Genomic DNA, 18,878 nt, shown 5'->3' on the forward strand with positions numbered 1-18,878 from the left:
GCCGCAGTGTCGACGGCCGCCTCGACCACGTCCTCCGCGGTCTCCTCGACGGCCTGGTCCTCGTCGCGCTCCCGCTCGTCCTCGCGGACCTGCTCCGCCTCCGGCTCCTCGACCACCGTCTCCGAGACCTCCTCGATGGACGGGTCATCGACCAGGACGTCGGTGACGGCCTCGGCGACGGGGGCGACTTCGCGCTCCGTCTCGGGGCGTACCTCGTCCCGGCCCGCTGCGGCAAGCGCCTCACCGCGGCGGGCAGCGGTCTCGGTCGCCCGTGCCCGTCGTCCGACTTCGGCGACCTGGTCGTGCAGTGCCTCCCAGGCAGCGGTGTCCCGCTCCCCCAACGGCTGGCCGCCCAGGCCGGGTTCGTCTGCACGGACTCCGCGCCGGGCCCGCCAGGCGTCGGCGAGCGCGGCCGTGCGCTCCCAGGTGTCGCGCAGCTCGGTTCCCTCGGCCGGTACGGGGCCGAGGTTCCGGGCCCACGCCGGAGGGTCGGCCGCCAGCGCGGCCCCGGTCTGGGCGAGGCGGTCGTCGATGATCTGGCGGCGTGCGTCCAGGTGCTCGACCCACGCGGTCGGGGTGTGCTGGTCCCTCTCCGCCTCGCGCGGCAGCAGCCACTCGGGCAGTGGACCGGTGTGAACCGGTGCAACCTCGGCCGACTCGGGCAGTAGTCGGCGCAGGCGCTGCTCGGCGCGCACGCGCTGGTCGACCAGTTCGGCGCGGGCCAGGCGTACCCGGGCCTCGTCCTGCGCGTACAGGTTGGTGCGGATCTCGGCGGCGACCGTCTCGCCGTCCATGCCGGCGGTGTGGGCGCGGCCGGGGCCCGGCTCGCGCTGCCACTCCTCGCGGGCACGGTCGACCCAGGCCATGGCCTTGCGCGTCGCCTGTTCGCCCTTCAGTCCGTGGATGCGGCCGGCGGCCGCACGGGCCTCCTCCCGGTGCAGGTCGGCGTCCTCGGGGCGGTCGTCGCGGCGGGCCTGCATGACGGAGAGGCTGGCGAGCCGTGCGTCACGGCGGGCGTCGGCGATGGCCTGCGAGAGCTGGAGCCGGGTCAGGTCTCCGTACGCACGGCCCGGCCAGGCCGGCACCGGGAGTCCGTCGACAACGACCGGCCGGGGCTGGCTGGCCACGCGGGCGTCGGCTCGTTGCAGGGTGTCGAGGGCCTGCTGACGGCGGCCCTCGGCGCGTGCGGAGAGGCGGCCGAGCTGGTCGTCGGTCAGATCAATCAGCGGCCGGGTGGTGCCCTGTTCCTCCAGGCGCCGCAAAGCGCCACGCGCGTCGTCCACGTGGTTGTCGATCCGCCAGCTCAGCACCGCGGCGTTGTCCTCGGCGTCGCTGAAGTCCCGTTCGTGGAAGGCGTTGAAGAGAAGACGCTCGGGCGCGAAGCCGGCCCGCTCGGCGTCGCGCAGGGCACGCTCGACGGCGGGCCACGCCTCTTCGGCGATGACGGCCTCGGCGCCCGCCCCCAACACGGAGCGGGCCATGTTCTGGTAGCGCAGCGACAGCGCGCGGGCGTGTACGTCGGTGTACTCGGAAGCCAGCTGGGGGATGCCGTAGACCCGGTCCTGCTCGGCCCGGACGGACTCGGTCGCGGAGACCGATGCCCTCTGCGTGGCGGCGATCGTGTCGAGCACGTCGCGCAACGTCTGCCCCTCGTCGAGCACGACGTAGACGCGGTTGTTCAGGCGGCCGCGGGTCACCTGCACGTAGGCGGACTCCCGGCTGGTGCGGCGCGAGACGAGACCGCTGCCGCTGTCGACGGTGGCGCCCTGGCCGCGGTGGCCGGTGGAGGCGTAGCCGAGTTCCACGAAGCTCTCGACGTACTCGGCCTTGAGCACAGTCCGGCCGCCGTGGTCGGTGTGCCGTACGACCAAGTCGCCGTTGCTCTTGACGGCCTCAATGGCCCACTGGTCGCCGTTCTTGACGAAGTCTCGGCCGGCCATCACGGGGTTCCGGCGGTCGTTGCGGCGGGTGACGATGAGGTCGCCGCGGTGGGCCTGGAGGCCGTCGCCGAGGTCGACGTACTGGGTGGCGTCGAGCTGCCCCCGACCCATCCGGTACGCCTGCGCGAGGGCGTTGAGCTCGGTGACGCTGGCGTTGTCGTCGGCCATCATCAGCGCCGTGCGGCCCTGCTCGATGTCGGCCTGCCAGTCGCTGAAGATGGCGTGCAGCATCTGCTCGCGCGTGCCTGCGACGACGCGGCTGTTGCGGAGGTACCAGGTCCACGCGTCCTCGGGTTCGCCGCTGCGCAGAGCGAGGGTGGCCGCCGCCTCCCCGGCCACGCGGAACCGGTGCACGTTCTCCAGCTCGACGACGTCGACGGTGTTGGCGAGCAGCCGCAGGGCGCCGCCGGATTCGACGGCGGCGAGCTGGAAGGGGTCACCGATCAGACGGACGAGCGCGCCGGCCTCCTGGGCCTCCGCAACGACGGTGGCGATGCGCTTGCTGCCCGCCATTCCCGCCTCGTCGATCACGATGATGTCGCCCGCACCGAGGTGGTACTCGGGGGCCACGCGCATGCCCTGGTGCAGCCGTTCGCGTGCTCCCAGCCAGTCGTGCAGCGAGAAGGCCGGGGCGTTCAGGCCGGAGGCCAGCTCGGTGGCGGCGCGGGCCGACGGGCCCAGACCGATGATGCGGCCGCCGCTCGCCCGGACGGCGTCGGCGGCCACCTGCATGGCGGTCGTCTTGCCGGTACCGGCCGGGCCGATGCCCGCCGCCAGCAGCTTCTCGCTGCACGCGAAGGTGCGGGCGAGCTCGCGCTGACCGGCGTCCAGGCGGCGATTCGGGTTGGCCTGTTGGTAGGCGTCTTCGACAGCCTGGTAGACGTTCGCGGCCACGGCCGGGATCACCGTGGTGCGGGCAGCGGAGACGATCCGGTCCTCGGCCGCGAGGACACCGACGGAGGTGTAGAGCTCGGTCTCACGGCGGCGGTAGATGCTCGATCCGTCCGCGCGGGCCACGCCGGGGAAGAAGGGGTTGAGGTCGGGCGGGGTGATGCCGATGACCTCGGCGCCGAGCGCGCGGTCGGTGATCTGCTCGGCCAGGTCACCGCTCGGTGCCGCGCCGAGCGTGGCGGCCATGACCCACCGCTGGGCCTCGGCGAAGACCTGCCGCCGGCCCCAGACACTGCGGTGGTCGGAGACCGTCTCGATGACCTCGCGGGCCGCCTTGTACACGTCCAGGTGCGCAACCGCTGCGGCTCCCGGCCGGGTGTTCTGTGCCGCGACCCGGGCGGCGCGCAGGAGGTTGTCCACCCGGTCGGAGCCGAACGCTTCGACGGCCGTGTCCCGCCAGGTCTGGCGCAGTTCGGCAAGCGGCCGGGACTCCTTCTTGTCGGGCCGGGTGTCGAGGGTGGCCTGCTGCATGAGGGCGGTCAGCGTCTTGTCGGACGGGTCGTATCCGTGTCGTTCCCGGTACTCCGCGACCAGTTCGGCGGTGCGCTCCTTGATGCTCTGCGAGCGGGTGGAGTTGGCCTCGATGAGGTCTGTCCCCACCCCGGCGATCTCCATGACCGGCCTCTTGCCCGGCGTGACTTCCCGGGCCTCGGCCCGCAGTCCGAGGTCCTCGCAGACGATCTCCATGACGCGCAGGTTGTAGTGCTCGCTGGCGGGCACGTTCTGCGCGAACAGCAGCCCGCCGTCGAGAGTGCGCCACTTGCCGTCGGTGCCCTGCACCTTGTTGGCGACCACGACGTGGTCGTGCAGCAGCGGGTCGCCGGTGCGGCTGTCGTAGTGGCGGAAGCGTGTGGCGACCAGTCCCCCGGCGACGTCCTCCTGGGCGACTCCGTTGACGCCGGTGCGGGTCATGGTGGCCTTCTGCTCCAGCCACCGCACGGTCTCCTCGATGGCCTGCACGTGGGCCTGCTCGACTGCACGGCGCACGTTCTCGTCGCCCAGTGCCCACAGCACGGAAACCGACTTCGGAGCGGTGAACACCAGGTCGAAACCGGCGACTGCACTGCGCTGCTTGCCGCCCTCCTGCTCCTTGATGAACCGGCCCAGCTCCTCCTTGGACTCCGGGCCGCGTCCGTGCTCGGTGCGGAAGTGCACGGCCCCGACCCGGCCGCGGATCTCGGCCCGCTCCTTGGCGTTCGGGGTGCGCTTCTCCATCCGCTCGAACCGCTCGGTCTCCTCGTGCAGCATCCGGCCGAAGGGGGTGTCCTTCTGCTGGAACTGCATGAAGCGGCGGCCGAGTCGTGCGGCGCGCATCGCCTGCTTCGGCTTGTCACCGGCGGCGATGCGCTCGGCGATGATGCGCTCGGCATCAGGGTGAAGGCCCTCACCGAAGAGTGCCTTCATCTGTGCCTCGCTGACGGTGCCGGAGACCCCGAGGGATTCGATCCCGGCACCCATCCAGACGCCCGGCGGATTGCCGTCGGCGGTGTAGTAGTCGCCCAGCTCCTGGCCGCGTTCGCGGGCCTGGTCGGCGCTGGCGGTCTCGCGTACGTAGTACGTATAGCCGTCCCCAGCGCTGAGCTTGTGGACGGTCATCATGGCGCGATCTTACCTGGGTCATTCGTAATGCATGAGGTGTGACCGTAATGATCTTGAAGCGCGTTGCGCGTACAACCGAATCGTGGAGGAGCTTGCGACGATCACGATGAAGGTTGGACGGCAGCGTGCTGAAAGAGCATGAGGTCACAGACGTAAGTCTGGCGGCTTTCCATAGTCAGGTCCTCCGGACATGGCTGTGGAAAGGCGCACCTGCGGCGTCACCTGTGGACGCGTCACTCGGCGAGCCGAGACGACGTGGCGTCACGGTCCGCAGCGCACAGCCGGTGTCGCGGACCGAGGGCGCCCGTCGCACGTGCACCGAGGCCGGGGAGGGCCGTGCCTGGCACGGGTGCACCCCCACGGCCCCCGCGCCGGCCTTGGCCGACGCGGGGGCGTGCACCTGCGGTGCACCCTTCCGCCAGGAAGGCACGTGCGGTGCCGGATTGCTCGTCGGTGCACACGCGCTCGCGCGGGTGCACCGACGGCACATCACGTGCCGCCGAGCGGGCCGATGCGCCTGGGGAGCGCGAGGGGGCGGCGCGAGAGCGCCCCTCGCAACCCGGCCCCCGGGCCGGGTGCCGCACCGTGGCCACGTGCAGGTGAAGTGCACTGGCGCGGTGCGGCACTGGTTCAGCCCCGATCCGGCCCCGGTGCACGCACATCCGGCGTGCCCGACCGGTCGTCGGTGCACCGCCCGACCTCGCCCTGGCGAGGAAGTACGCGGGTTGCCGCCGGGCGGGTGCCGCACGGTCCCACCGCCCAGGGCGGCACAATGTGCTCCGGTAGTCCCACGACACGGAGGTGCAGGAGCGTATGGCCGAGAGGCAGCGGCGAAGCTCGCGGACGGTGCAGGCCCGGGAAGCGGCGCGCGAGAGGGCCGCGCGGTTCGTCAAGCAGGAGGAGGAGCGGGTCCGCATCGCGGGCGACGCGATCTTGTTGCAGGACGAGATCGCCGACTTCGACGCGGAGACCGAACGGCGCGTCGCCAAGCTCCGCGAGGAGCGCGACGCACAGCTGGCGGAGAAGCGCGAGAAGTTCGATGCGCTCGTGGTCGAGATGCTGGACACCGAGATTCCCGCCCAGCAGGCTGCGGAGCGCCTGGGGGTGTCGGTGGGTCAGGTGCGAGCGGCGAAGCGGAACTTCGACCAGGCGGTGGCCGCTCATGCCGGTCAGGGCACGGAGCCGCCCACCGCGGATGACCCTGGCGAAGCACAAGCGGAGTCGGCCGAAGGCGATGCGTCGGCGGCGACTTCAGGCGCGGCCGATGCCGGCCAGCCGACAGCCGACACGTACACCTTCTCCGCACCCGGAGCCGCTGCGGCGGTCGTTCCGGCGCAGGAGGGATCGCCGGAGAACTCCGAGGAGACTGCCCTTTCGCCAGGATCGGGTGGCTGAGGTCTCAGTACGACGCCGAAGGCCCGCCGGATGATGGTGATCCATCATCCGGCGGGCCTTCGGCGTCGCGGGTTCAGAACAGCGACATCTGTCCGTCCTCCGGCGCGGGGCGGTTGTCCTGGGTGGCGTCTGCCGGGAAGAGGGGGACGAACGCGGAACTCGGATCGGAGGCGCGTACGGCGGCCAGGTACGCCCGCGCGTCGTACCCTCCCGCCAGGGCCTGGCGGACGAGGGGACGTGCCTCGCCCGCGAGCATCGCGGCGGCGAGCGCCTCCAGGTCCAGGCCGTCACGGAGGGCGGCCTGGATCGCCTGCGCGCGTCCCAGGGAACCGCGGGTGTCTGCGTAGCCGAGGTGCGCCCGGCCGGCCGCGCGGTTCTGGTCGGACATCTGCCGCATGTTCGTGCGCTGGGTGGCGCTCGACAGGTGGTCCAGCTCGACGCACAGCGATTCGTTGCAGCTGTGCGCGGTGATCGTGCCGGGCGGGAGCGGGCCGTGCAGTTGCTCCATCAGCCACCGGTGCACCCGTACTGTGCGTTCGCGGCCGGCCTCGGTGACGACGCACTTCGCGTAGCCGTCCGTGGTCAGGCTGCGTAGCCAGAACCGGCATCCGTGCGGCACGAGAATGCTGCGTTCGGCGACGTACGCCTGTGCTCGATCGAGTGCCTTGCCCACCGGTGTGCCTCTCCCCCGCTCGTCCGGTACTGGTGATCCTCATCCTGCCAGTGCCGTGCGAGCGGGGGCGTCACGCGGTGGTGCTGGTCCGGGCCTCGTTGAGCAGCTTCGTGGCGTGGGCGCGCACGCCGAGGCCGAGGGTTTCCTGCACGTCGTCGACGAGCAGGTCCGGGTTGCTGTCGAGCATCTGCGCGACCTTCTCCAGGCGGGCCTCGCGCAGCAGGCGCTCCGCGTGGACCGGGTGGACCTCGATTGCCTCGGCGAGGGCCTTGGCGGTCAGGTGGTTGTTCTCGGCGAGCAGCCGGCGGACCGTCTGCCGGCGCTCCGCGCCCTGCTTGGTCCCGGTGCGCGGGGCACGGTCCTTGCTGCCGGCCGGGCGACCGCGGCCCTTGGCGCCGCCGCGGACGGGGCGGTTGGCGTCCCACTCCAGGATGGTGCGGCGGTACCAGAGCTCTGTCTCGACGACGGCCTGGCCGTCCGCCTTCTTGCCGCCGAGGACGACGTCGGGCTCGGGCAGGCGGGTCTTGTCGCCGTAGCGGTAGGTCTTCCAGGTGCTCAGGGCGACCCGTCGTTCCGCCGGCAGCGCGTCGAGGGACTCCTCCAGGTCGAGGAGGTCGTCGGGGTCTGCGGCGCGGTCGGGGTCGTCGGCGGCCGGCACGGCGGGGAGGTCGTAGGCCGGCAGCACGTTCAGCTTCTTGGCGCGCTCCTCCTCGGTGTGCGCGGCGAGCAGCTGCTCCTTGGAGAAGACGCGGCCGCGGCGGTGGCCGCCCTCGCGCAGCAGGACCAGGCCGGGGATCTTCTCCCAGTGCTTGGTGTCGCGCCAGTAGCCGAGGGACCAGCCCCAGATGTCTGCGGCCATGTGGTCGTCGGCGGGGGTGACTCCGTTGGGGATCATGGGTGTGGTGCTCCAGTGGTTGGGCTTCGAGTGGTGTGCCGGCCGGGTGCCACCCTAGCCAACATTGAAAAAACTACCGTACTTGAACCGGCTGTGGGAAGTCGGCTTCCGGAATCGGTGCCGGCGCGGGGCGCCGCCGAGGTCGGCGGCGCCCCGCGCCGGGGTGGTTAGAACAGTGCGCCCTGCTCCTTGTCGGGTTCGCCGCGGCGGAAGCGGGCGAAGGTCAGAGCGTCTTCCTCGTCCTCGAAGCCGTGCTTCATGAGGACCTTCTCCAGGGCGTCGTAGAGGCCGGCGCGGCGGGTGGAGGAGTTGTAGATCCGCTCGACCTCCAGCAGGGCGCGGGCGCGGAGGAACTCCTCCTCGTCGTCGCCGCACACCTCGCGCAGCGTCTCGATCATGTTCTGGGCGGCGTTGAAGGCGATCGTCTCGTCCAGGGGGCGGCCGGGGAACGGCTCGCCGGTGGCCTGCTCGTAGAGGGCGGGGAGGTTGTCCTCGACCTCGTGCTTCTGGAACACCCAGATGCGGCGGATCAGGTGGAGCTCGTCGTCGGTGATGAGGGTGATGTCGCGGACGTAGTCGGGTCCGCGGCGGCGGATGGTGGTCTGGGCGGTCAGCAGGCGCCGCAGCCAGTCCTCGCGGGCGGCCTGGGTGTAGGGGCCGTGGACCAGGCGGTCACGGTGGATGGTGAGCTTGCCGTTCATGCGGCGGAAGTCGCGCAGGTGCCGGTCGTCCTCGATGTCGAGGGCGTCGCGCAGGGACAGCAGGGGCCGCATCCAGTCCAGTTCCTCGTCGTTGGTGACCATGGCCTGGAGGGACTTGTCCTGATCGACCATCGTGCAGGTCCAGCAGCCCATGCGGCTGTCGCCGCAGCTAGGCGTGGAGGTGTCGACCACCAGCGGGCATTCGCTGTCGGCGCTGGCGCCGCGGTACATGGCGAGCAGGTCCTTGTTCGAGTGGCCCCACGGGTTCTCGTACTGCATCAGCGCCATCCACACCTCGTCGTTGGTCCACGCCTCGACCGGGGAGTAGACCAGGGAGCCGGGCAGGCTGCCGTGCGGGCTGAGCCGGTCGCGGACCCGGCCCTTCTCGTGCCGCTCCATCGTCCGGCGGCGTACGGCCGACTCCGCCTTGCGGATGCCGAGCACGAGGATCGCCTGACCGAACTTGTTGGTGACGTCCAGGATGAACTTGTTCGAGGGCTTGATCTTGAGCCGCTCGGTGCACCAGCGGAACTTCGGGCGGGGCGCCGCGTATCCGCGGCCGATGAGGTTGACCCAGAAGGTGTCATCGAGGGCCGGGGTGAGGCGGTGGGGCTCGATGGGCAGCTGCTGGGCAGCGGCCGCCGTGCGCATGGCCTCCAGGGAGCGGTTGGCCCACGCGGCAACGACGGGGTTCTCCACGAGGGTGTCGGTGGAGATGACGTGCACCACCTTGGTGCGCTGCTCGGCGGGCAGGCCGGCCAGAGCCATCCACACCAGCTGGAGTGTGATGGTGCTGTCCTTCCCTCCGCTGTAGCCGACGATCCAGGGGACGCCGTCGGCCAGGTAGAGCTCGCGGATCTCCTCCAGCAGCTCCCGGAGGGCTTCGCGCATGGGCCGTCCGCCGAACGGCTTCGGCTTGGCGACTTCGAGCGGCAGGAACACGGGGGTGGACAGGAGGTTTCCTCTCGGTGGGCGGCGCGGTGCCGCGGACGGGGGCGGGTTGAAGAGGCGCGCCGGGCGGCGCGGGAACGGTGCGGCCGTCGCCCGGCGGCAGGACCGGGCGACGGCGGGCGCGGTCAGCGCCGGGGGGATGGCCGGTCGGCGCGCCCGCGCGGCTGGCCGGCGTCGGCGGCGAAGGCCAGGGCGGCGGCGCGGGGGTCGGCCGCGGCGGCGATGCGGGTCAGCCTCTGGAGCTGGACGCCGATGCCGGCCCCGGCGAGCGGCCGCAGCGTGTGGGGCCAGATGGCGGCTGCGGCGTCGGCGTAGTCCTTGCCCGCGAGGGCGATCACCTCCGGGGCGTGGCGTACGGCGCGGCCCAGATGGTTCACCTGGCGGAGGTGGAGGGCGTGGTCGACGTTGCGGGGGTCCAGCCGCTTCTCGTACGTGGCGATCGGCGTGCTGGGAGCGAGGAAGCCGTGCAGCCCGCTGAGGATGAGGACCCTTCCGCCAGGGATGGCGCGGGCGGCGGCCAGGGCCTTGGTGAAGTACAGGCCCTGGTAGAGCTCCTGGGCAGGGACCTTCTGGCCGGGCGGCAGCGGCAACTTGGTCGCGCTGCACGGGATCACGATGATCGGGCGGCCGACGGCCGGCGGCGCCGTGGGGAGGTGCTCGGCGTCGGGGCGGGGCCGGGTGAGGTCGAAGTGGATCGCTCCCTCGGCCTCGGCCGCGGCGAGATCCTCGGCGCTGGCCCGGGGCAGCAGGGCGTCGATCACCCCGAAGTGGCCCCGGGGGGCATGGAGCACCGCCCAGACGGCATCGGTGCCCAGGGCCTCGGCGGCGGTGCGGCGGGGCCGCCGGGCGCGCGGGTGTCGGGCAGGTGCGGGCGGCAGGGCGGCGGTGCGGTGGAACAGGGAGAGCTGGGCGTCTGCGGCCGGCACCGCAGCGGGGACGGCGGGCGCGGGAAGTCTGGCGGGTTCGGCGGCGGGGCGCAGTCCGGTGCCGGGGCAGTCGTCGGTCGCGGTGCGGGTGGGCGTGTGGGGGGCGAGGGCGCCGGACTCGGTGGGCCGTCGCAGTCCGCAGCAGGGGCAGCGGGCGGCGGGCCCCTCCGCGGCGGCGGCCGGGTCGGGGGTGTGCACGGGAGGTCTCTCCTGGTGGGTGCTGGGTTCGAGTGGAGCCGGGGGCGGCGGTGCCATCCGCCGCCCCCGGCGGGCGGGGTCAGAACAGCCGGTCGGCCGCGTGCGCGGTCTCGGCGGCCGACCGCAGCGCGGCCGCCGCCTCCTGGGCGGTGCGGCCGGGGGTCAGGGTCCACAGGTGGACGGTCACCTTGTGCCGCGTCAGGGCGTCGTGGCCCGTGGGCTCGGTGACGGGTGCGCCGTCGAGGTGTTCGGCCAGCAGCCGGTACGCCTCGGTGTAGACGGCGCGGATCGCGTCCAGGTCGTACGCGCGGCCGGGGGTTGTGCGGTCGCGGCCGGCGGCGACGTCCAGCGCGCCGCCGACGGAGCACCGGCGGTGGGCGAGGCGGCCGGGGCCGCTGAAGAGGCTGTAGCGGGACTGATAAATGCCGACGCGGGTGATGTGGGCGGCGGCCCACTCCAGCAGGTCGCCGGGGGTGTTCGGGATCAGGACGCTGTCGGGGGTGTAGGTGCCGCGCACGGGGTTCCTCCTGGTGGGCGGGCTCGGGGCGTCCCCCGGGAGCGGCGGCGTGCCGCCCCCGGGGGACGTGCGGGTCAGGTGCTGAGGGCGTGGAGGACCGGAATGGTGCGCCCGGTGGGGAGTCGGCGTTCGCACTGGGTGCTGCCGTCGGCGGCAGTCAGTTCCTCGGTCGGCGTGGAGCTGTAGAGGCTGGTCCGGCAGTGTGCGCAGTAGCCGCGCAGGTGGAGCTCCTCGGCGTCGGCGCCCCCGGCCAGGTGGTCGAGGTGGGCCAGGAGGTAGAGCAGGTCCTCCGGGGCGCGGGTGATGAGCTCGACGTTGGCGCGGGTCTCGGCGACGTCCTCGGCAGGGGTGTCGGTGTCCCCCGGGCCGTAGCTGACCGAGACCTCGGCCACCTGGGGGCCGGCGGCGTCGTAGACGACGAAGTCGGTGTGCACGGCGTCCGGGTCTCCGGCGGGGAGGCTGGCCCCGCTGTGGCTCCAGGTGAACTCGCTCCAGGACCAGGGCCGGTGGCTCCCGGCCGCGAGGCGGGCGCGGATCTCGCGCACCCGGGTGGAGGTGTGGACGTCGGCGGGCAGGTGGGCGGCCTGGGCGAGATCGAGGCGGTAGCCGATCGCCTGGCCGACCAGGCCGTCCTCCTCATCGCACAGCGGCCCCCAGACGTTGAGGGTGCGGTCGGTGAGCTGCTGCACCCATCCGACCAGCGGGCCGAGGTCGAGCATCTCCAGGCGGCGCTGCTCACCGGCGGCGGTCCAGTACGTGCCGTCGGCGCCCAGCGGCTCGCCGGGGTGCCGGAGCAGCCGGAGGTGGGTCGCGTCGAACGCGGCGGCGGGCTCGGTGGTGAGGGCGTCGCGGACGGCGGCGGCGATGTTCGCGCACACGATGCGGGCGAGGCGGTCCTCGGCGCGGCCGGCGCGCTCGCGCGCCTCGTCGAGCGCGTCGGCCAGCTCGCTGTCGTTGACGGTGTACGGGGTCGTGGTCATGGGGTCCTTTCGTCGGGCGGGGTTTCGGGTGGGGCCGGGGCGGCGGTGCCGTCCGCCGCCCCGGCCGGGGGTGGTGTCAGCCCTTGCGGCGGGCCGGGGCGCCGGGCCGGGTGACGGCGGCGGCCGGGTCGGGGCCGAGGAGACGGAACAGGTTGATCACGACGTCAGCGATGTACTGGGCGAAGCCGGAACGGGGCTGCGAAGGGGTCACGGTTCCTCCGGGGAGTCGGGTTTCGAGTGGTGTGCCGGTCGGGGTGCCACCCCCTTCCGACAACAAGAACTATACCAGCTTTAGACCTGATCACCAAGGGGGCGGGTGCCTCCCGCTCCCCTTTCGAGGCCCGGGGCCGGGCCGCCGGGGGTCGGCGGCCCGGCCCCGGCGTCCGCTACGGCGCGACCGGTTCCGGTGCGGCCCACACGCGGCGCGGGGTGACGCCCAGGTCCGAGAGGACCGCGTCGAGGCTCCCGTTGTCGGGCACCCATTGCCAGTCGACGCCTTCGACGCCGGGCCGCTCGGTCCAGGTGAGCATGTAGGAGCGGCCGGAGGTGCGGGGGTCACCGCACAGGGCCTGCGCCTCCTTGCGGGTCACGGCCCACAGGGCCCGCTTGCGGGTGCGGCGCCCACCCTTGGAGGCGATGAACACCAGGGCCGGGCCCTCCGTCCACTCCTCCCGGGCGGCGGGGGCCGGCGCGGGGGCCGGTTCGCCGCCGGGGGCGTGGTGGCAGTGGGGGCAGCGGCGCGCGGCCGCGTCCCACCGGTCGGAGTGGCACATGGGGCACGTCTCGCCCGCCGGGGCCGGTTCGGGCTCCTCGACCGGCGGCGTCTCGGCCGTGGCCGCCTGCTCCGTGTCCGCCGGGGCGGGCGCGGGGGCCTCCTTGAAGTTCTTCGGCCTGGCGTGGCCGCACACCGTGCACATGCCGCGGGCCTCGCTGAACCGCTTCTGCCCGTCGGCGACCCGTACGCAGTGCGGGCACACGGTGCGCTCGGCCTCGGGCTCCGCCTCGGCGGCCTCCAGGCGGGCGATGTCCTCGGCGGACGCCCACCCCCGGACGCTGTCGTAGGGGATGGTGTAGCCGCCGCGGGTCTTGTCCGCGGGGGCCTTGCGCAGCACCGGGACGCCCACCCCGCCGTGGATGTGCGGGATCGTCAGCGTCTTCTTGTTCACGCGCTGCACCTGGTACCAGGTGCCGCCGGTGTTGACGAAGTCGCCCTTGCTGAAGTCGGCCGGTCCCCAGACCTTGAACCCGCGCCGCTCGGCCTCGGCGATGACCTCGCGCCAGTAGGCGAGCTGTTCGGCGATCTCCGCCTCGCGGCGGTGGAGCTCGTCGGTGTCGGAGCGGGTGTAGCCGCCGGCGGACTGTCCGGCCAGCCACTTCTCGACGCGCCGCGCGTCGACCTCCAGCTTCTCGATCCGGCGCAGGGTGCGGCCGGGGTCGCGGCGGAATGCCTTGTACGCGGCGGAAGCCGCTTCGCGGGCCGCCCAGTACCCGGCCTTCCTGCTCTCCTCGACGTACGTGCGGAGGGAGTTGTCGATGCGCTGCTGGTCGCGGCGGGCGCGGGCCTCGCTGTGGTGTCCGACCAGAATGGGCTGACCGAAGGGGATGCCCTCGGCGATCTGGTCCCCGCGCCTGCGGGCGGCCTCGGAGCGTCCCGTCGCGTTGCTGGCGTGCTCGCCGAACCTCTCGACGCGGGCCTCGGCCCGTTCGTACTTCTCGGCCTCGGCTTCGGCGAAGGAGCGGCGGGTGTCCTCGTCGATCTCGATCTCGACGGTCCATCCGTGCTCGCGCAGGACCTTGGCGGCGGCGTCGATATTCCAGCGCTTGGCGGCCTTGTCGCGGGACTGCTGGATGCCCAGCATTCCGAGGGAGCGGAAGGAGCGCCAGCCCAGGGGGCGGATCAGCTCGTACACGCCGTCGCCCTTGCTGCTGCCCTCCATGAGGGTGCCGTCGGCGCGGGTGTGGGTGATGGTGAGCATGCCCTTGTCGGGTGTTGCGGTCATGGGGTCGTGGTCCTCCACGGTTCGGGTTTCGAGTGGTGTGCCGGTCGGGGTGCCATCCCCTTCCGACAACAAGAACTATACCAGCTTTGGACCTGATCACCTAGCGGAAAAGTGCCCTTGAGCTGGGAATTCGGGAAGCCGTCCCCGCCGCTGCGGGCGGCGGGGACGGCAGGGCCGGCGGCCCGTCAGAACAGGCTCGCCTGCCCGGAGTCCTCGGCGTCCTGCTCCGTCTGCTGGCGCCGGAGCAGGGCGACCAGCGGGGCCTGGCGGGCCGCGGTGGCCCGTTTGCGGGCGGCGAGTTCCTCGGCGGTGGCCCAGCGGACCAGTAGCTCCTGGTCGGCGAGGCCCGGGGCGTCGTCGGTGACGGTGTAGCGGATGTAGGGCTGTTCCAGCCGGTGACGGATCTGGGCCATGGTCATGACCCAGTCCGGCCCGTAGGCGCCGGCCACGGTGAGCACGGTTCCGTCGGGGGCGCGGACGCTGCGGACGGCGAATCCGTCCTCGCGGTAGAGGCCGGGGCGGTCCTCCTTCTGGGCCGCCTCGCTCAGCTTCAGGTCGGTCAGGCCGCCTTGGACCAGGTGGTGGGCGACGGTGTGCGATCGGGTGACGCGCGGCATGTGGGTCCTTCGGGTGCGGCGGTTTCGGGGGCCGGGCCGGGGGCGGGGGGCGGCAGGTGCCGCCCCCCGCGTGGATCAGCGGGCGGGCTCCGGGGCGAACCGGAGCCAGTGGGGGCCGCCCTCGATCGGGTCGCTGCCGAGGGCGTCCCGCAGCACCGCGTCCGCCTCGCCGAGGGTCTCGGTGTCGAAGGGGCCGCCGTCGCCGAGGTTCAGCTCGGCGGCGCCGTCGACCACGACGGTGAGGCGGGGTGCGCCGTCGGTCTCGAAGAGAGCTGCGGTGACCTCGGGGGCGACGGTGCGCAGGATCGCGCCGACCTTGGGCGCGGCCTCCTGGAGTGCCTGGGCCTGGTCGCGGGTGACGCCGCACTCGCAGTGCGGGAGGTGCCACTTCTTGACTTCGCCGCACAGGCACATCCAGTAGGAGAAGCCCCAGGTCCATTCCCATCCGCCGATCGGGAACAGGCCCTCGTCGTCGGGGAGGATGGCGCTGACGGCCGTGTCGCTGCCCTCGTCCAGGTACATCCACCGGACTTGCACGACGATGGCGCGGCGGGCTCCCCGGCCGCCGGGCCTGCGGCGGCGGGCCGCCTTGCGGGCCTGGGGCGTTGCGTCCGTGACCGTGGCCGCACGGGCCGTACCCCGGTCGACGTTGCGCCAGTTGACGCGTACGGCGACGGCGAGGTCCCCGCCCTCCTCGTCATGCCGGCTCGGGCCGCCCTCGATCACGTGGACGGTGTCCGGGCTGTCCGCGCGGCCGTCGATCACGTGGACGGTGTCGACGCAGTCGTAGCCGTACTCCTCGGCCGCGCGGATCGTCTGGGCGGACACTTCCCGCGCGACGTCGAGCGGGAAGTAGGGGGAGAGAAAGCCGTTCCACCGGTTGGCGGGGTCGAGCTTGCAGTCGAACGGTCCGAAGTCGTCGTCGATGCAGACCCGGGTTTCGATCATCTTGCGGATGCGGATGTGTTCCTCCTGGTGGTGGGGTGATCGGGTTTCGAGCGGGCCGGGGGCGGCGGTGCCATCCGCCGCCCCCGGAGTGGTCGGGCTACCAGCCCGGCGGGACGGGCTCCTCGAACGGAGAGGGGGCCTCGATCTCACGGGTGTAGCCGCCGTGCTGTTCCTCGTCGTAGTTCACGCACTCGGGGTCGCAGGGCTCCCCCTCGCCCGCTCCGCATTCGTCGCAGGGGTCTTCGAGTTCTACGTACGCGGCCAAGGGGGCCTCCATCGGTTCGGGTTTCGAGTGGTGTGCCGGTCGGGGTGCCACCCCCTTCCGACAACCAGAACTATACCAGTTTTAGACCTGATCACCTAGCAGAAAAGTGCCCTTGAGCAGGCATTTTCCGCTAGGTGACTGCCTTACTACTGCTGCGGCTCGGCGGCGGCCGGGATGGGCTCCTCGGTCACGCCGGTGCACCGGAGGTAGGCGAGCAGCGGGTCCGCGACGTCCTCGTACACCCGGTCGGCGTGGTGGTTGCACAGGGCCAGCCGCTGCGTACGGCGCTCGGCGAACGTGACGGTCAGCAGCCTGACGGCGCGGCCTCCGGCGGCGCCGCACCCGCCGCGCCGGTTGGTGTAGCCGTACGAGACGCACCCCGCGGGACGCGGCGGGTCCGCCGGGGCGCTCAAGCGGCTTCCCCGGCGGCGGGCAGGGCGAGGTCCTGCCACCGCTCGCCGTCCCAGACCTGCCAGATTTCGGGGGCGGGCTGGTGCTGGGCGAGGTCGCGGGCGAGCTGGCCCATGTAGGGGTAGTCCCCTCGGGCGAGCCAGACGGACGGGACCTTGGCCACGACGGTCACGCCGTGCCACTCCCCCGCGTCGAGTCCGCGCAGCAGGCTGGTGCGCTGCCGCTTGCACCGCGCGGCCTCCCGGGACAGGTCGTGCTGGTCGACGAGGAGCTCGTAGACCCGCTCGGAGTCGACGGCCTGGCCGTCGAGGCGGCAGGCGGCGGCGAAGTCCTCCATCGTCTGCCGGTCCTTGGCGGTGTGCTGGAAGAACCAGGTGCCGCCGCCGTCGCCGCCGTTCTCGATGACGCCGAGGCAGTAGTCGCCCTCGTTGACGGTGGCGCGGAAGGCGATGCCGTTGCGCGTGTTCATCTGCTCGAAGTCGGCCAGGTGATAACGGGTGTGCGGCACCTGGAGGCCGGTGAGGTTCAGGGTGGTCGGTTCGGTCATGGACTCTCTCTTTCTGTCGGGGCACTCCGGGAACGGGGTGCGGGAGCGCGGCGGCGCACGGTGCCGGCCACCGACGGCCTGCCGTCGGCTGCGGTCTCGCTGACCGCCGTGGCGCGCGGCCGCGCCGAGGCCCTGGAGCCTGTCGGCGCGGCCGCCGCCGCGGCGGTCAGTTCCGGCGTTCGCGCTGCGGGCCGTTGGGGCCCTCGAAGATGACGTTGACGTGGGTGCGCTCGCGGTGGATGCGGTCCGCGTCGTGCCGGGTCTGCCACTGGCGGCCGAGGTTGGCCACGGCCTGGGTCGCGGCCGCGCGGGTGCAGTCGCAACCGGCCTCGTCGCAGACCGGTAGGGCGGCGTCGGCCGTGTAGACCGGGGTGCACCACGGGTCGCCGTAGGAGACCAGGGAGTCGTAGTAGTAGATTCGGCCGGTCTCCGTGCGGACGGTGTCGGCGTGGGTGCGGTGCTGACGCTCGGCGAGAGCGTCGGCGTAGGCGCGGGCGAGCTGCATGTGTCCTCCTGGGACCGGGGTTCGAGTGGGCCCGGGGGCGGCGGTGCCATCCGCCGCCCCCGGGGTGGGGCAGGGTCGCCGGGCGGCTACGCGGCGGCGAGGGTGAGCGGGACGTCGCGGCCGATGGCGGTGGCCAGACCGCGCTCGCGGGCGAGGTTGTCCAGCCCGTCGGCCAGCTCGGGGTGGATCGCGTGGCAGCGCAGGTATCGCGCGCCGAACCCGTGGGCCCAGAAGGGGTAGCCGTTGGCCCCGAAGCGGTCGTCGATGATCCAGTGGGACTCGTCGACCAGAAGGGAGAGAAACTGCGTCTCGGCCTTCTCGCCGTCGACCGTGATGGTGAGCTGGGCGTACAGGCCGACCAGCTTCATACCGAAGAGTCCGGCCTCCTCATGGCGCTTCAGCTCGTTGACGGTGGCGGCGAGGGTGTAGGTGCCGTCCTCGTCCGCCAGCTCGATGCTGATGGTCTGCGGGTCGGTCTGGGTGGTCACGGGTACCTCCGGGGGGATCGGATTCGAGTGGGTGCCGGTCAGGGTGCCACCCCCTTCCAACAAGAACAACTATACCAGCTATAGACGCTATCCGGAAGGATGACGGTGCGCTGAGCTGGGGTTTCAGCGACGATTCGAGGCGCACGACGGAGGGCCGGAGACCGCGGTTCGTCGGACCCCGGCGGGGGCGCGGCGCACCTTCGCGCCCGGGGGCCGCCCGGGGCCGGCCGTCGCGCTCCGCCCTGCCGGGAGGGCGCGGCGGGCGGCCCCTGCGGGCGTCAGGGGCCGAACCGGCCGGGGTCCGCCTGCACGGCGGCGCGGTGGGCGCGGACGGCTTCGATGCTCTGCTCGGCCATCAGCCGCGCATGGGCGGCGTGCACGGCTTCGTGCAGCGCGACGTACCGGGCCACCCGGTCGCGGTCCTCGCCCCCGCGCCCCGAGTAGCTGGGGCACTCGGCGCAGTGCACGCGGTAGATGGGCACGCTGCCGACTTCCCGGCCGCGCGTCGCGGGCCGGTACGGAGGGTTACCGGGCTTCCACCGGGCCCCCGCCGCCGGGTCGGGGTGGGTGGCGGCGTGGGCCCGGACGTCCCACTTGTGGGCGTCCAGGTCGGCTGTGACCTGTCCCGTCCAGTGCGGGCACCGGTCGCAGGAAGCGCCGTAGAGGGGGGTCGAGTCGACAATGCGGAGGTACACGACCGGGGCGGTGCTGGTGGTCACGGGGGGCCTCTCGGTTCGGCGGGACACGGGGCCGGAGGGGGCGGGCCGCCCCCCTCCGGCGGGTGGGGTCTACGCGGCGTAGCGGTAGACCGGCCGGTCCTCACCGGGGACCGGGGGGAACCCGTGCGGAGCGATCCGCAGCGTGACGAACTCGTCGTCGTGCGGCTCGGCGGGGAACCCGTGGGCGACGGCCCATGCGCAAGCGGCGTCAGCCGCTCCGGTGCTCTCGCCCTGCTCGTACGAGATGATCATGGGGGCCTTGGGGCCGTGGAACAGGGTGAGGTCGTACCAAACCTCCGCCAGGATGGCCCAGATGTCGCTCGGGTCGGCAATGTCGGCGGGCGTGATGACGACGCGCGGCACGGGGGTCCAGTGCGGCTCGGGGCGGCTGCCGCAGGTGCAGTTGAACAGCTGTCGGGCGCGCGTCGCGGTGGTCATGGTGTTCTCCTCGGTTCGGGTTTCGAGTGGTGCCGGTCGGGGTGCCATCCCCTTCCAACAAGAACAACTATACCAGTCAGAACCCGTATCAGGAAGCGTGAAAGGGCTTCTGACCAGGCTTTTTCCCCGGATTTCCATGATCTTTTAGCCGGTCTTCCGGGCCCCGCCGACCCCCCTCGCTGCCAGCCGTCTTTCCCTCCCCGGCCCCGGGCCA

Annotated in this window: 19 protein-coding genes; 1 reads left to right on the top strand and 18 read right to left on the bottom strand. The window is 72.6% G+C overall.

Annotation, left to right across the window (positions count from 1 at the left end; genetic code table 11):
• On the bottom strand, positions 1–4,490 hold a 4,490-nt coding region (mobF, locus tag E5083_RS30875; RefSeq protein WP_135788984.1), incomplete at its 3' end, for a MobF family relaxase.
• Between the two features lie 813 nt (positions 4,491–5,303).
• Here mobF and E5083_RS30880 point away from each other — a divergent pair.
• The gene (locus E5083_RS30880) at positions 5,304–5,885 is read left to right on the top strand and encodes a hypothetical protein (RefSeq protein WP_244317718.1); all 582 of its coding nucleotides are present in this window, start codon (positions 5,304–5,306) and stop codon (positions 5,883–5,885) included.
• A gap of 73 nt (positions 5,886–5,958) precedes the next feature.
• Here the strand turns inward: E5083_RS30880 and E5083_RS30885 are convergent, their stop codons facing one another.
• The 17 genes from E5083_RS30885 to E5083_RS30955 form a co-directional block, all read right to left on the bottom strand.
• Positions 5,959–6,558 (bottom strand): HNH endonuclease, encoded by a 600-nt coding sequence (locus E5083_RS30885; protein ID WP_135788986.1) that lies wholly within the window; start codon positions 6,556–6,558, stop codon positions 5,959–5,961.
• Between the two features lie 70 nt (positions 6,559–6,628).
• A complete protein-coding gene (locus E5083_RS30890; protein ID WP_135788987.1) occupies positions 6,629–7,453 on the bottom strand; it encodes a hypothetical protein in 825 nt (274 codons plus the stop codon).
• A 167-nt stretch (positions 7,454–7,620) separates the two neighbouring features.
• Positions 7,621–9,045 carry a DNA phosphorothioation system sulfurtransferase DndC gene (gene dndC, locus E5083_RS30895; protein ID WP_135788988.1) on the bottom strand — a complete coding sequence of 475 codons (1,425 nt, stop codon included), beginning with the start codon at positions 9,043–9,045 and terminating at the stop codon, positions 7,621–7,623.
• Positions 9,046–9,230: 185 nt separating this feature from the next.
• Positions 9,231–10,229, bottom strand: a complete 999-nt coding sequence (locus E5083_RS31945) for a DUF6884 domain-containing protein (protein WP_244317719.1) — start codon at positions 10,227–10,229, stop codon at positions 9,231–9,233.
• Between the two features lie 79 nt (positions 10,230–10,308).
• A complete protein-coding gene (locus tag E5083_RS30905) occupies positions 10,309–10,746 on the bottom strand; it encodes a DUF6197 family protein (protein ID WP_135788989.1) in 438 nt (145 codons plus the stop codon).
• Between the two features lie 74 nt (positions 10,747–10,820).
• On the bottom strand, positions 10,821–11,726 hold the full coding sequence (locus E5083_RS30910; RefSeq protein ID WP_135788990.1) for a hypothetical protein: 906 nt from the start codon (positions 11,724–11,726) through the stop codon (positions 10,821–10,823).
• 76 nt (positions 11,727–11,802) lie between these two features.
• Positions 11,803–11,937, bottom strand: a complete 135-nt coding sequence (locus E5083_RS32100; protein ID WP_279632527.1) for a hypothetical protein — start codon at positions 11,935–11,937, stop codon at positions 11,803–11,805.
• A gap of 175 nt (positions 11,938–12,112) precedes the next feature.
• The gene (locus E5083_RS30915) at positions 12,113–13,726 is read right to left on the bottom strand and encodes a DUF3560 domain-containing protein (protein WP_135788991.1); all 1,614 of its coding nucleotides are present in this window, start codon (positions 13,724–13,726) and stop codon (positions 12,113–12,115) included.
• A 185-nt stretch (positions 13,727–13,911) separates the two neighbouring features.
• Entirely contained in the window at positions 13,912–14,343 is a 432-nt protein-coding gene (locus E5083_RS30920; protein ID WP_135788992.1) for a hypothetical protein, read from the bottom strand.
• 75 nt (positions 14,344–14,418) lie between these two features.
• The gene (locus tag E5083_RS30925) at positions 14,419–15,291 is read right to left on the bottom strand and encodes a hypothetical protein (protein WP_135788993.1); all 873 of its coding nucleotides are present in this window, start codon (positions 15,289–15,291) and stop codon (positions 14,419–14,421) included.
• A gap of 97 nt (positions 15,292–15,388) precedes the next feature.
• Positions 15,389–15,556, bottom strand: coding sequence for a hypothetical protein (locus E5083_RS31425; protein ID WP_167513683.1), 168 nt, complete (start codon positions 15,554–15,556; stop codon positions 15,389–15,391).
• A gap of 146 nt (positions 15,557–15,702) precedes the next feature.
• Positions 15,703–15,969 (bottom strand): hypothetical protein, encoded by a 267-nt coding sequence (locus E5083_RS30930; RefSeq protein WP_135788994.1) that lies wholly within the window; start codon positions 15,967–15,969, stop codon positions 15,703–15,705.
• On the bottom strand, positions 15,966–16,514 hold the full coding sequence (locus E5083_RS30935; RefSeq protein ID WP_135788995.1) for a hypothetical protein: 549 nt from the start codon (positions 16,512–16,514) through the stop codon (positions 15,966–15,968). The genes E5083_RS30930 and E5083_RS30935 overlap by 4 nt, the downstream gene beginning before the upstream one ends.
• A gap of 166 nt (positions 16,515–16,680) precedes the next feature.
• Positions 16,681–17,019: a hypothetical protein gene (locus E5083_RS30940; RefSeq protein ID WP_135788996.1), complete on the bottom strand. Its 339-nt coding sequence runs from the start codon at positions 17,017–17,019 to the stop codon at positions 16,681–16,683.
• An 86-nt stretch (positions 17,020–17,105) separates the two neighbouring features.
• A complete protein-coding gene (locus tag E5083_RS30945; RefSeq protein ID WP_135788997.1) occupies positions 17,106–17,507 on the bottom strand; it encodes a hypothetical protein in 402 nt (133 codons plus the stop codon).
• Between the two features lie 278 nt (positions 17,508–17,785).
• Positions 17,786–18,226 carry a hypothetical protein gene (locus tag E5083_RS31430; protein ID WP_167513684.1) on the bottom strand — a complete coding sequence of 147 codons (441 nt, stop codon included), beginning with the start codon at positions 18,224–18,226 and terminating at the stop codon, positions 17,786–17,788.
• A gap of 69 nt (positions 18,227–18,295) precedes the next feature.
• A complete protein-coding gene (locus E5083_RS30955) occupies positions 18,296–18,664 on the bottom strand; it encodes a hypothetical protein (RefSeq protein ID WP_135788999.1) in 369 nt (122 codons plus the stop codon).
• Positions 18,665–18,878 lie beyond the last annotated feature (214 nt).

The organism is Streptomyces bauhiniae (assembly GCF_004784475.1).
Taxonomy (GTDB): domain Bacteria; phylum Actinomycetota; class Actinomycetes; order Streptomycetales; family Streptomycetaceae; genus Streptomyces; species Streptomyces seoulensis.